10 protein-coding genes are annotated in these 12,806 nt (G+C 52.5%); 6 read left to right on the forward strand and 4 right to left on the reverse strand.

From position 1 onward, the window contains the following. Positions 1-289 precede the first annotated feature (289 nt). The gene (cspD, locus tag AB182_RS16660) at positions 290-511 is read left to right on the forward strand and encodes a cold shock-like protein CspD (RefSeq protein ID WP_039078525.1); all 222 of its coding nucleotides are present in this window, start codon (positions 290-292) and stop codon (positions 509-511) included. A 65-nt stretch (positions 512-576) separates the two neighbouring features. Here cspD and macB read toward each other — a convergent pair whose 3' ends face one another. After that, entirely contained in the window at positions 577-2,520 is a 1,944-nt protein-coding gene (gene macB, locus AB182_RS16665) for a macrolide ABC transporter ATP-binding protein/permease MacB (RefSeq protein ID WP_047371071.1), read from the reverse strand. After that, entirely contained in the window at positions 2,517-3,632 is a 1,116-nt protein-coding gene (macA, locus tag AB182_RS16670; RefSeq protein ID WP_047371072.1) for a macrolide transporter subunit MacA, read from the reverse strand. Before macA ends, macB begins: the two co-directional genes overlap by 4 nt. 162 nt (positions 3,633-3,794) lie before the next feature. On the opposite strand from macA, the gene AB182_RS16675 reads away from it, so the two are divergent. Next, complete coding sequence (locus tag AB182_RS16675; RefSeq protein ID WP_047371073.1) at positions 3,795-4,748, forward strand: VirK/YbjX family protein; 954 nt, start codon at positions 3,795-3,797, stop codon at positions 4,746-4,748. Here the strand turns inward: AB182_RS16675 and AB182_RS16680 are convergent. After that, a complete protein-coding gene (locus AB182_RS16680; protein WP_047371074.1) occupies positions 4,745-6,403 on the reverse strand; it encodes an ATP-dependent endonuclease in 1,659 nt (552 codons plus the stop codon). The two genes, AB182_RS16675 and AB182_RS16680, sit on opposite strands and share 4 nt — an antisense overlap. A 347-nt stretch (positions 6,404-6,750) precedes the next feature. Between AB182_RS16680 and aqpZ the strand changes: the two genes are divergently transcribed. The 3 genes from aqpZ (at position 6,751) to hcr (ending at position 10,414) form a co-directional block, all read left to right on the forward strand. Next, positions 6,751-7,446: an aquaporin Z gene (aqpZ, locus tag AB182_RS16685; protein WP_047371075.1), complete on the forward strand. Its 696-nt coding sequence runs from the start codon at positions 6,751-6,753 to the stop codon at positions 7,444-7,446. 336 nt (positions 7,447-7,782) lie between these two features. Next, a complete protein-coding gene (hcp, locus tag AB182_RS16690; RefSeq protein ID WP_047371076.1) occupies positions 7,783-9,435 on the forward strand; it encodes a hydroxylamine reductase in 1,653 nt (550 codons plus the stop codon). A gap of 10 nt (positions 9,436-9,445) precedes the next feature. Further along, entirely contained in the window at positions 9,446-10,414 is a 969-nt protein-coding gene (gene hcr / locus AB182_RS16695; RefSeq protein ID WP_047371077.1) for an NADH oxidoreductase, read from the forward strand. A gap of 58 nt (positions 10,415-10,472) precedes the next feature. Here hcr and AB182_RS16700 read toward each other — a convergent pair whose 3' ends face one another. Further along, positions 10,473-10,904 carry a DoxX family protein gene (locus AB182_RS16700; RefSeq protein ID WP_047371078.1) on the reverse strand — a complete coding sequence of 144 codons (432 nt, stop codon included), beginning with the start codon at positions 10,902-10,904 and terminating at the stop codon, positions 10,473-10,475. 151 nt (positions 10,905-11,055) lie between these two features. Here AB182_RS16700 and poxB point away from each other — a divergent pair, with 151 nt between their 5' ends. Continuing rightward, positions 11,056-12,774: a ubiquinone-dependent pyruvate dehydrogenase gene (gene poxB, locus AB182_RS16705; RefSeq protein WP_047371079.1), complete on the forward strand. Its 1,719-nt coding sequence runs from the start codon at positions 11,056-11,058 to the stop codon at positions 12,772-12,774. The last annotated feature ends 32 nt before the right edge of the window (positions 12,775-12,806 follow it).

Genomic DNA, 12,806 nt, shown 5'->3' on the forward strand with positions numbered 1-12,806 from the left:
TCAATCGGCCGATTACATGAGTCTAGATGTATTTTTAATCTACATCAGGTGTTAGATAACTATCATCTATCGTTGTCATCCGCGACGGCTGTCACAAACCCCTCCAATAGCGTTAACTGCTTCAAATTTTTGATTGATGCACCCCGCAGAACCCCTGCCAAACGCTTGACGCGATGCCTGATTTCTCTAAATTGTACAGGCGAGAGTTGGCGAGGTTTTGAACAAACCCACACTCTGCCACCGGTTCATTCCATCTTACTTAAATAAGATTTACGAAGGATGTCGAAGCATGGAAACGGGTACTGTCAAGTGGTTCAATAATGCCAAAGGGTTTGGTTTCATCTGCCCCGAAGGCGGCGGCGAAGATATCTTCGCACATTACTCCACCATTCAGATGGATGGTTACAGAACGTTAAAAGCCGGGCAAACTGTCCGGTTTGATGTACATCAGGGCCCTAAAGGCAATCATGCCAGTCTCATCGTGCCTGTAGAAGCAGAAGCCGTCGCCTGACGGCGCTTTCTTCATTGTGTACATGCCGCAGTTAAAATGCCAGTCCAGTCGACTGGCATTTTTATTTACTCTCGCGCCAGCGCATCCACCGGGTCCAGTCGCGCCGCATTGCGGGCTGGCAACCAGCCAAACAGCACGCCCGTAAAGGTTGAACAGATAAACGCCGTCAACAACGCGACGGGCGAAAAACCTATCTCCCAACCCGGCAGGAACAGTTGCAGCGTGAAGGCGATAGCCATAGAAAGCGCCACACCTAACCCGCCTCCTACCAGGCACACCAGCACAGCTTCAATCAAAAACTGCGCCAGCACATCGCTCGCCCTTGCGCCCACCGCCATACGGATACCAATCTCACGGGTACGTTCCGTTACTGATACCAGCATAATATTCATTACTCCAATACCGCCAACCAGAAGAGAGATGACCGCAACCAACGTTAAAAACAGCTGAAGAGTACGTGTGGTCTTTTCTGCCGTTTTCAATACACCGTCCATATTCCAGGTAAAGAAATCTTTTTTTCCATGGCGTAACGACAGTAACCGCGTAAGCTGCTGCTCCGCCTGCTCACTGCTGTAACCTTCATTGACACGCACGGTAATGGAGTTCAGCCAGGACTGTCCCAGAACGCGTGCTGAGAGGGTTGAATAAGGTAACCAGACACGCAAAATTTTACTGCTGCCAAACATGGACTGCTTCTCTTCGGCTACACCGATCACCGTGGCGGGCATATTTCCCACCAGAATCACTTCACCTGTCACCTGCGCTTTATTCGGAAACAGCTGTCGACGCGTGTTGCTGTCGAGCACCACCACCTGCGCCCGACCTTTTTCCTGCTCACCGTTAAAGGTATTGCCTTCGCTAAAGGTCATGCCGTAGACATTGAAATACTGACCGCTGACGCCGTTCGCGCTGGCCGCCACATCAATATTTCCACTGCGCAGACGCAGGTTTTGCGAGACAGAAGGTGTGGCCGACCGCACCCAGGGCTGCTTCTGAATGGCAACCATATCGTCATATTTCAGCGCCTGCTGGTACTGCGGGTCGTCATCGCCGAAATCTTTACCGGGATAGATATCAATGGTGTTGGTGCCGATGGCACGAATATCAGCCAGTACCAGTTGTTTCGCGGCATCACCCACCACCACAATCGATACCACCGAGGCAATGCCAATAATGATACCGAGCATGGTGAGCAAGGTACGCATCTTGTTTGCCGCCATCGCCCGCCACGCCATCATCAGCGCTTCCTGGAAACGCCCGGAAAATTGTCGCCAGTTGCCGGGCTCCGCTCCAGTACGCATCGTCTTCGGCGCATCGCCATGCTTCGCAGAGGGAGGATTAGTGATTATCTCGCCATCGCGGATTTCGATTACCCTTTCAGCCTGAGCGGCAATTTCCGCATCATGGGTGACGATAATGACCGTGTGGCCACGATCGCGAAGCTGGTGCAGGATAGCCATCACCTCTTCACCCGAATGGCTATCCAGTGCGCCGGTCGGTTCGTCAGCCAGGATAACCTGCCCGCCGTTCATCAGGGCGCGCGCGATACTGACGCGCTGCTGTTGCCCACCTGAAAGCTGTGAAGGCGGATACGCCATCCGTTCGCCCAGCCCCAGTCGCGCCAGCAGCTCCTTTGCCCGCGCCAGCCGCGCCTTACGTTCAACGCCTGCATAGACGGCGGGGACTTCGACGTTCTGCGCAGCAGTAAGATGTGATAACAGATGATAACGCTGAAAGATGAAACCGAAATGTTCGCGCCGCAGTCTGGCAAGCGCATCGCCATTGAGTGTTGAAATATCAATCCCGGCAACCCGATAGCTGCCGCTGGTCGGTTTATCCAGGCAGCCGAGGATATTCATTAATGTCGACTTGCCGGACCCGGAAGCCCCGACAATCGCCACCATCTCACCGGCGTGAATATCAAGGGTGATACCTTTAAGAACGTCCACCTGCCCGTCGCCGGAAGGATAACTACGGCGAATATCTTTAAGCTCGAGCAGCACCGTCATTTATTAGCCCCGGGTTTGATTTCCGAAATGACCACCTCCTCTCCGGCATCCAGCCCTTTTGTCACCTCAGCATCAGTATCATTGCGGGCGCCCAACGTCACTTCACGGTCGCGTACTTCACCGTTACGCAGCACTTTCACTTTGTAACGGTTATCACCCACCGGATCGCCTAATGCCGCTAGCGGCACGGTGAGGACATTTTTCACACCTGTTAACTGAATATGTACCTGCGCCGTCATTTCAAGGCGAAGAATACCTTGCGGGTTAGGTACCTCAAAACGCGCATAGTAAAAAATAGCGTCATTCACTTTTTGCGGCGTGGGAAGAATATCCTTCAGTTTGCCTTCATAGCGGGTTTCCGGGTCGCCCAGCACGGTGAACCAGGCTTTCTGTCCCGGCCTGAGGTGAATGACATCGGCCTCGGATACCTGTGCTTTCACCAGCATGGTACTCATATCCGCCAGCGTCAGAATATTGGGGGCCTGCTGAGCGGCGATAACCGTCTGGCCCTGCAAAGTGGTAATTTCCGTCACCTCGCCCGCCATAGGCGCAACAATGCGGGTGTAATCAAAATTGGCTTTCGCTGTGTCGAGCGTCGCCTGATTACGTTGAATCTGGGCATCGATAGTGCCAATTTGCGCCTCTTTGACTGCCAGATCGGTAATCGCCGTATCCAGATCCTGGCGCGAGATAAGATGCGTTTTAGCCAGTTGTTGCTGACGCGCGAGCGTGACTGCTGCCAGTTTGCGCTCCGCCTGCGCCTGACGGCGTTGCGCATGCAATTCCATCAGGGTCGCTTCCACTTCCTTGATCTGGTTTGTTGCCTGTTCCGGATCGATAACGCCGAGCAGTTGATCTTTTTTAACTTTGTCGCCGATATTGACCGACAGCGTCTTGAGCTGCCCGCTAACCTGAGCGCCAACATCCACTTTGCGTAACGCATCCAGCTTACCGGTCGCCAGTACGCTCTGCTGCAACTCGCCCGGGCGAACGATCAATGTTTGATAGTGAGGCACCGGTGCATTCAACTGCTTAAAGAGCCATATTGCCGTCAGTACGAACAGCACTATCAGCACCAGCCAGATTTTTCGACTTCTTCCCTTCAAATTCATAACTTTTCCAGATATCCAAACTGACTCTATTGATGCCAGTATTCATTAAACATTTACTCAACGAAACTGAATCTTCTCTTTTTTCACATAATTCATTTATTCGGTGTTGAAATACATTTTGTTGAAATATTGGCACTACGATAACAATTCGAGTTTTGTGTCATGTCCACTATCGCTGGAATCACTTCACCAGTACTCTCTGTTAAAACAGGCTGGCAACTTTTTTTTCATCTTGCCAGTGGCAAATTAACGCCAGGCCTTGCCTGGAAAAATCCATCTTACCGGCAAAAATTTGTACTGCGTTCGTTACTCAAACCGCTTGGTACCGCAAAACTGCTCTCTAGCCTGGCGCAGCATCCTGATTTATTACTCATGCTCAATGCACAGCCTGGCCTGCCATGTCGATTACATCGCCCGTGGCTGTCATTAACTTTCGATGAGAAAAAAACACTCGCCGCACTCGATTATCATTACACAACCCTTTGTGCGCGCTTACCCACCGCTGTGCGTTCAAGCTTTTTTACTCCGCAGGGCATCACTTTTGCCGAATTAACCGGCAAAAATGGGGAACTGTACACCATCCGTTTTTATTCGGACCCGATGCTGGATAAAGAAGGCGAAGCGACACTGGTTTTCTGCGATGAACAGCGTACCCAACTGGCGGGAATGACCTTCGCGTTGTGTCAATATGAAGGGAAACGCACACTGTTTATCGGCGGCTTACAGGGCGCAAAAGCGAATGTTCCCCATGATGCTATCCAGGCCGCAACCAAGAGTTGTCATGGCTTATTTCCGAAACGCCTGCTGTTGGAAGCGTGTACGGAACTGGCGTCTTACCTGGATATCGAGCAGATAATTGCCGTCGGTAATGACACGCATATTTATCAAAGCTGGCGCTACCGTAAGAAAAAGCAGGACAAGTTACACGCGGACTACGACAGCTTCTGGGAATCGCTCAGCGGAGAGCATACCGCCGAGGGGACCTTCCGCCTGCCCATGTTTATAGCGCGTAAAACCATGGAAGAGATCGCCAGTAAAAAACGCGCGGAGTACCGCCGCCGCTATGAATTACTGGATTCATTACAAAATCAGATGCGTCAGATTTTGCAACGCTAATCAGCTCTCCCGCGTGCCAGCCAGAGTACGCGGGAGAACATCTTACGCAGGAGTAGCGGCACCGACTCCACGCCCCGCCGCCCCGCCTCCATCGCAACTTCAATCGCTAAATCCGGTTTCGACGAACGATGAATCGCTTTGATAATGACGCGACGCATATTCATCGGCACATTTTCAGGCAACTGCGCCACACGGCGATACACATCGTCAAACCCCTCGCGAAACATAAAATGCTCCATGTCCAGCGCCGGCAGCTCGGTTAAGTGTTCGCGCACCTGATCACGTTCCTCGTTCAGCAGACTGCGCACCGTAGCCGCATATTTTTTGCCAGCCTCGTCACCATCGACCAGCACATGCCATTCTATCCCCATGCGTCTGGCGAATTTGATCAAGGGCTTTAACCCGGACTGGGCGAACTCAATCACCTTAATCCCTTCTGCATCGAAATGATGCCCACACTGCCGCGCCAGTTCGTTAATCACCCAGGTCTCTGTTTCACCCTCTACCAGAAGCCAACAGCGGGCAAACAACGCCGACGCGCGATTAAACCGAATATGGAAGGCAATACGCCGCCCCTCCTCCGCGTTCATTCCGCCCGGCCCCAGGCGCCATGCGGCAACCCGTGACGACTCCCTCACAAGGCGGCACACATGCTCAACCGGGGTGAGTGAAAGCAGTTCCCCGGAGTTGGTGGTCGTAATTTGCTGTAAGGGCAGTAAGTTGAGTAATTGCCAGGCGACGGAAAGCATAATGGGGTGCAGCCGCGTCTCCGGATCCTCAACCAACAAAAGCGGTCGCGCATCGCGGTCCAGGCGCACGGTCCCTTTAGCCTGTAATAACGTCGCAAAAAAGCCCAGCAGGATGACCCGGTACATACGTCCGCCGGGTTTATCAATCATACGGTTAATGATATCGAGGTAGCGCCAGCTACGCTGCTCATCGTGAGAACGACGACGCATCAGGCGCTGATGGGACGGACCACTGCCCTGTTCAGCAAAATAGTGCTCCAGCAGTTGTACCATTGCTGACAGTCCATGACGAATTTGCCCATCGGTCAGATTTTGCGGGTGGGTCACCAGTTCCCGCGAGAGAAAATCCAGTTGACGCGCCGTTGCTTCCACTTCCAGCGTCTCCGGCAGCGAGCCATTGCGGATACGTCGCATAAAGCGCGCATCGCGCAGACGCAGCACTGGCATCAGACGGATAAGATGGCGTGCCATATCATCAATATCATCCAGTAACAGCGCCTGTCCCTGGGCATCAAGAAAGCTACGCAGCGTCATCACACTATCATCTTGCGCCAGCTCTCCTTCCAGACGATAAAACAGACGCTGATAACCATCATCACTGGCCACCCAGCACGGCAGGAGTGGTCGATAACGGCGTGTACGGTATCGTCCCGGTTCTGATTCACGAAACGTCAGGATAATGTGCAAATGGTGTTCACGCCCCTGGATATCGCCCGGTGGAAACCAAAAATCTTCACGCACAAAATGATATAAATCCGTCTCCGGCGAGAGCAACAGCGTCAGCGCATCCAGCAGGCTTGATTTACCCCAGGCATTTTCCCCGATCAGGACATTGTTTTGTTCCAGCATCAGCGATAGCCGATTGATACCGCGAAACCCGACAATCTCTACGCGCTCCAGAATCATAGCCCCTCCAGGAAATATCTCTTTTTTCCATTAAGTTAGCTCAAGTATAGCGGTATGATACGGGGCAAAACACGGTATTTATCATAGATTAAGCATCCATGAACATGATTCAGCTTATCGACGCGCTTCTGATTTATTTCTTACCGAATTGGGTCTTTCATTCGAAATTATTATTCACTGCGTTTTTTCGTGCAGCGTAACGCTATTATCATCACCTTGCCCTAAATCAAATTAAAGCCATTTATTTGGCTGGTTCTCACTCGCCATTATTTCTAAAATTGTGACGTAACAGCCAGCGAAATGTTTATGGCTGTCTTCACAGGACGTAAAAATTCATTGAGGATATTATGTTTATAAAATTAGCGGCAGAATGTTTCGGTACATTCTGGCTGGTATTTGGTGGTTGCGGAAGTGCGGTATTAGCCGCTGCATTTCCTGAGCTGGGAATTGGTTTTGTCGGCGTAGCGCTGGCATTTGGTTTAACCGTATTAACGATGGCTTACGCTGTCGGGCATATTTCTGGTGGACATTTTAATCCTGCCGTAACTCTGGGATTATGGGCTGGCGGTCGTTTCCCGGCAAAAGAGATTATCGGTTATATCATTGCTCAACTGGTTGGCGGGATAATTGCTGCCGGCGTGCTATACCTGATTGCAAGTGGTAAAGCGGGCTTTGATGCTGCCGCCAGCGGCTTTGCATCAAATGGCTACGGCGAACATTCGCCCGGTCAATATTCTATGACCTCCGCCATCATTATTGAAATTGTACTCACCTGTGGATTCCTGTTAGTTATTCTTGGTGCAACGGATAAATATGCACCTGCTGGCTTTGCTCCTGTCGCCATCGGTCTTGCTTTAACGCTGATACATTTAATCAGTATCCCTGTAACAAATACCTCTGTTAATCCAGCTCGTAGCACCGCCGTGGCACTTTTTCAGGGTGGCTGGGCGTTGAATCAATTATGGCTATTTTGGGCAATGCCCATTATTGGCGGCATCCTTGGCGGTATGTTGTATCGTACGCTGCTGGAAAAACGAGATTAATTCAATTTAAGCCAATAAATTATTGGCTTAATTTATGTATACATTTTGCTTTGCCTGATCTCAGCCCCCGCTTCTGTATTGAAGCGGCAACCGGCATTTTTCGCACAAGAAAGACGCCGGTATCTTCGCAATCTGCGGTATCGCTAATCATTCTCTTTATTATTCAGTGCGCCTTCTCTTTTAACATTTACTCCCTAAGCGGTAGATTGCCGACACTAAAATTGCGCTAAATCAATCTCCCTGCACATTGCATAAAAAACATCTTTTAAGCCTTTCGGGAGCAGCATAATCTTAAACATGTATTTCAAATATAACTTTAATTTATAGGGTGTGACTATGTTTTGTGTGCAATGTGAACAGACCATCCGTACCCCGGCTGGTGACGGCTGCGCGTATGCGCAAGGTATGTGCGGCAAAACGGCCGAAACATCGGACCTCCAGGATCTTCTGATCGCCGCGCTGCAAGGGCTGTCTGCCTGGGCCAGCAAAGCGCGTGAATATGGCATTATCGATCACGAAATCGATAACTTTGCCCCGCGCGCATTCTTCTCCACGCTGACCAACGTCAACTTCGATTCTGTCCGTATCGTCGGCTATGCGCGTGAAGCGATTGCTTATCGTGACGCGTTAAAAACACAGTGCCTGAGCAAAGACCCGGCAGCCGCTGTCGATAACCCGATGGCAGATCTGCAACTGGTCAGCGACGATCTGGGCGACCTGCAGCGCCAGGCGGCTGCGTTCACACCCAATATTGATAAAGCGGTGATTGGCGAAAATATTCTCGGCCTGCGCCTGCTGTGCCTGTACGGTCTGAAAGGGGCCGCAGCCTATATGGAGCACGCGCATGTTCTCGGCCAGTACGACAACGAGATTTACGCGCAGTACCATAAAATTATGGCGTGGCTGGGCACCTGGCCTGCTGACATGAACGCCCTGCTCAACTGCTCGATGGAAATCGGTCAGATGAACTTTAAAGTGATGAGCATCCTGGATGCGGGCGAAACGACCGCCTATGGCCACCCGACCCCGACTCAGGTCAACGTGAAGGCTGTTGCCGGTAAATGCATCCTGATTTCCGGACATGACCTGAAAGACCTGCATAACCTGTTGCAACAGACCGAAGGCACGGGTGTTAACGTCTATACCCACGGCGAAATGTTGCCAGCCCATGGCTATCCGGAACTGCGCAAATATAAACATCTGGTCGGTAACTACGGTAGCGGCTGGCAGAACCAGCAGGTTGAATTTGCCCGTTTCCCAGGCCCCATCGTGATGACCTCTAACTGCATCATTGACCCGACCGTCGGTGCCTATGATGACCGCATCTGGACCCGCAGCATCGTCGGCTGGCCGGGCGTGAACCATCTGGAAGGCGATGACTTCACTCCGGTTATCGATCAGGCAAAACAACTGGCGGGCTTCCCGTACAGTGAAATCGAACATTTGATCACCGTTGGTTTTGGCCGTCAGACACTGCTGGGTGCAGTGGATACCTTGATTGATCTGGTAAGCCGCGAAAAACTGCGTCACGTCTTCCTGCTGGGCGGCTGCGATGGCGCACGCGGTGAACGTAACTATTTCACCGATTTCGCCACCAGCGTACCGGATGACTGTTTGATCCTGACCCTGGCCTGCGGAAAATACCGCTTTAACAAGCTGGACTTCGGCACTATCGAAGGTCTGCCGCGCCTGATCGATGCCGGTCAATGTAACGACGCCTACTCGGCCATTATTCTTGCCGTCACGCTGGCAGAGAAACTGGGCTGCGGCGTGAACGACCTGCCGCTGTCGCTGGTGCTCTCCTGGTTTGAGCAAAAAGCGATCGTCATTCTGCTGACGCTGCTGTCTTTGGGCGTGACTAATATCGTGACCGGGCCAACCGCACCTGGCTTCCTGACACCGGATCTGCTGGCGGTACTGAATGAGAAATTCGGTCTGCGTTCCATCACGACCGTAGAGCAGGATATGCAGCAGTTACTGGGCGCATAAGGAGCAGAGAATGACGATGCCAACCCCGCAGTGTCCGTGGCGTATGCAGGTTCACCATATCCAACAAGAAACACCGGATGTCTGGACGCTGTCGCTGTTATGCCATGATTATTACCCGTACCGTGCCGGCCAGTATGCGCTGGTGAGTATTCGCAACAGCGCTGAGCAGATGCGTGCGTATACCCTCTCCTCCACGCCGGGAGTGAGTGAGTACATCACGTTGACTATCCGTCGTCTCGATGGCGGTCTGGGCTCAGAGTGGCTGACGCGAGACGTCAAACGCGGCGATTATCTCTGGCTGTCTGATGCGCAAGGGGAATTTACCTGCGACAACAAGGCCAGCGATAAATTGCTCTTGCTGGCGGCGGGCTGCGGGGTAACACCAATCATGTCGATGCGCCGCTGGCTGGCAAAATACCGCCCGCAGGCTGATGTGCAGGTTATTTTTAGCGTGCGCTCACCGCAGGATGTGATTTTTGCTAGTGAGTGGCAAAACTACCCGGTAACGCTGGTGGCGGAAAACAACGCAACCGCAGGCTACCTTGCTGGTCGTCTGACACAAGAGATCCTGCGCAGCGTCCCGGACCTTGCCGCGCGTACTGTCATGACCTGCGGGCCTGCGCCGTATATGGACCAGGTAGAGAAGGATGTTAAGGCGCTGGGCGTGACGCAGTTCTTTAATGAGAAGTTCTTCACCCCCGTGGCCGAAGCGGCAACCAGCGGGCTGAAATTTACGAAACTGCAACCCGCGAAAGCGTTTTACGGCCCGGTTGGCACCACATTGCTGGAAGCATTCGAAAGTAACAAGGTGCCGGTCAATGCCGCCTGTCGCGCAGGTGTCTGTGGTTCGTGCAAAACGAAGGTGATATCCGGTAAGTACAGCGTCACCAGCACCATGACACTGACACCACAGGAAATTGCTGAGGGGTATGTTCTGGCCTGCTCCTGCCACCCGGAAAGCGATCTGGTTCTGGCATAAACGCCAGAATCCTGATAAGCGAAAGCCCTTCCTTTTCAGGAAGGGCTTTTTTTATGCCTCAACGCCACTCAGCTGGCGCAACGGAGTAACGCCCCGCGCCCAGGAAGGCCAGTGCCAGCGCCGCAACAAAGAAATAGACCAGGCTTTCAATCGCCCATGCGCCGGTTTTTTCCAATTCAAAGGTGGCGCTTACGTCGACCATCAGCCATGCAACCACCATCGTAAAGGCCAGTACCAGGGCCGCTGGTCGCAGCAGAATGCCGAGAATAATCAGGGCCGGGCAAACCACTTCCCCGATCAGCACGCCATACGCGATAAAACCCGGTAAACCTTTCGCCACCAGCATCCCCGCAATGCCATCAATGCCGCCAATGAGTTTATGAAGGCCGTGGAACAACATTAATCCACCCACCGTCAAACGCAGCAGCAGACGCCCAAAATCTTCATGTGCAAACATCTTATTAACAGAATTTAACAATGATTTAACCATTTGAAATGATTCCTATTTTTATTCGACAAAAGCAGATTATTCCTAATATGAAAATAAATAAAGCCCTAACTAATTAGGGGCAATTTACGCACAATTAATGACATTTCATCGACTACGCTTGTAGACGGAACAACAACATGGAGGCGTAACGATGAAACAGACTGTGGCCGCATATATCGCCAGTACACTTGAACAGGCAGGCGTGAAACGCATTTGGGGGGTAACCGGAGATTCGTTAAACGGATTGAGTGACAGCCTTAACCGCATGGGCACCATTGACTGGATGTCGACACGTCATGAAGAGGTCGCCGCCTTTGCGGCAGGCGCGGAAGCACAACTCACCGGTGAGCTGGCGGTCTGTGCGGGTTCCTGTGGGCCTGGCAACCTGCATCTGATTAACGGGCTGTTCGACTGTCATCGCAACCACGTGCCGGTGCTGGCGATTGCCGCCCATATTCCCTCCAGCGAAATCGGCAGCGGTTATTTTCAGGAGACCCACCCGCAAGAGTTGTTCCGTGAATGCAGCCACTATTGTGAGCTTGTCTCCACACCCGAACAGATCCCGCAGGTGCTGGCCATCGCCATGCGCAAAGCCGTGCTTAATCGTGGCGTTTCCGTCGTCGTCTTACCCGGCGATGTGGCGTTGAAACCGGCGCCGGAGACCGCCAGCAGCCACTGGTATCCGGCTCCGCAACCAGTCGTGGTGCCCACGGAGGAAGAATTAAAAAAACTGGCGCAGCTGCTGCGTTATTCCAGCAATATTGCCCTGATGTGCGGCAGCGGTTGCGCGGGCGCGCACCGTGCGCTGATTGAATTTGCCGGTAAACTGAAAGCCCCTGTTGTGCATGCCATGCGCGGTAAAGAACATGTGGAGTATGACAACCCGTACGATGTCGGTATGACCGGGTTAATTGGCTTCTCATCGGGTTTCCATACCATGATGAATGCCGATACGTTAATCCTGCTCGGTACCCAGTTCCCCTATCGCGCCTTTTATCCCACGGATGCCAAAATCATTCAGATTGATATCAATCCGGGCAGTATTGGCGCACACAGTAAAGTAGATATGGCGCTGGTGGGCGATATTAATGCCACCCTCACCGCCCTGCTTCCGCTGCTGGAAGAAAAAACCGATCGTCGCTTTCTGGACAAAGCGCTGGAGCATTACCGTGATGCACGCAAGGGCCTGGACGATCTGGCAAAACCCAGTGAAAAAGCCATCCATCCGCAATATCTGGCGCAACAGATTAGCCACTTCGCCAGCGACGACGCCATCTTCACCTGCGATGTAGGCACACCTACCGTCTGGGCCGCACGTTATCTGAAAATGAACGGTAAGCGCCGTCTGCTGGGGTCGTTCAACCACGGGTCGATGGCCAATGCGATGCCGCAGGCTCTGGGGGCGAAAGCGACGCATCCGCAACGCCAGGTGGTGGCGATGTGCGGCGATGGCGGTTTTAGCATGCTGATGGGGGATTTTCTCTCCGTGGTGCAGATGAAGCTGCCTGTCAAAATCATCGTTTTTAACAATAGTGTGCTCGGTTTTGTGGCGATGGAGATGAAAGCCGGTGGCTACCTCACCGATGGTACAGAGCTGCACGATACCAATTTCGCCCGTATTGCCGAAGCATGCGGGATAACCGGTATCCGGGTGGAAAAATCCGCCGATGTGGATGAAGCGCTCCAGCGGGCGTTTTCGATTGATGGCCCGGTGCTGGTCGATGTAGTGGTAGCGAAAGAAGAGCTGGCTATCCCGCCACAAATCAAACTGGAACAGGCCAAAGGCTTTAGCCTTTATATGTTGCGCGCCATTATCAACGGACGCGGCGATGAGGTGATGGAACTGGCGAAAACGAACTGGCTCAGGTAAAACAGGAGGCACTACCGCCAGTAAATAAGGAA

The organism is Phytobacter ursingii (assembly GCF_001022135.1).
GTDB classification, from domain to species: Bacteria; Pseudomonadota; Gammaproteobacteria; order Enterobacterales; family Enterobacteriaceae; genus Phytobacter; species Phytobacter ursingii.

What these genes read in the sequence shown, in the direction of transcription:
- hcr (WP_047371077.1), top strand. Translation starts at nt 9,446, where the DNA reads ATGACGATGCCAACCCCGCAGTGTCCGTGGCGTATGCAGGTTCACCAT.
- AB182_RS16700 (WP_047371078.1), bottom strand. Translation starts at nt 10,904, where the DNA reads ATGGTTAAATCATTGTTAAATTCTGTTAATAAGATGTTTGCACATGAA.
- AB182_RS16680 (WP_047371074.1), bottom strand. Translation starts at nt 6,403, where the DNA reads ATGATTCTGGAGCGCGTAGAGATTGTCGGGTTTCGCGGTATCAATCGG.
- macA (WP_047371072.1), bottom strand. Translation starts at nt 3,632, where the DNA reads ATGAATTTGAAGGGAAGAAGTCGAAAAATCTGGCTGGTGCTGATAGTG.
- poxB (WP_047371079.1), top strand. Translation starts at nt 11,056, where the DNA reads ATGAAACAGACTGTGGCCGCATATATCGCCAGTACACTTGAACAGGCA.
- hcp (WP_047371076.1), top strand. Translation starts at nt 7,783, where the DNA reads ATGTTTTGTGTGCAATGTGAACAGACCATCCGTACCCCGGCTGGTGAC.
- cspD (WP_039078525.1), top strand. Translation starts at nt 290, where the DNA reads ATGGAAACGGGTACTGTCAAGTGGTTCAATAATGCCAAAGGGTTTGGT.
- AB182_RS16675 (WP_047371073.1), top strand. Translation starts at nt 3,795, where the DNA reads ATGTCCACTATCGCTGGAATCACTTCACCAGTACTCTCTGTTAAAACA.
- aqpZ (WP_047371075.1), top strand. Translation starts at nt 6,751, where the DNA reads ATGTTTATAAAATTAGCGGCAGAATGTTTCGGTACATTCTGGCTGGTA.
- macB (WP_047371071.1), bottom strand. Translation starts at nt 2,520, where the DNA reads ATGACGGTGCTGCTCGAGCTTAAAGATATTCGCCGTAGTTATCCTTCC.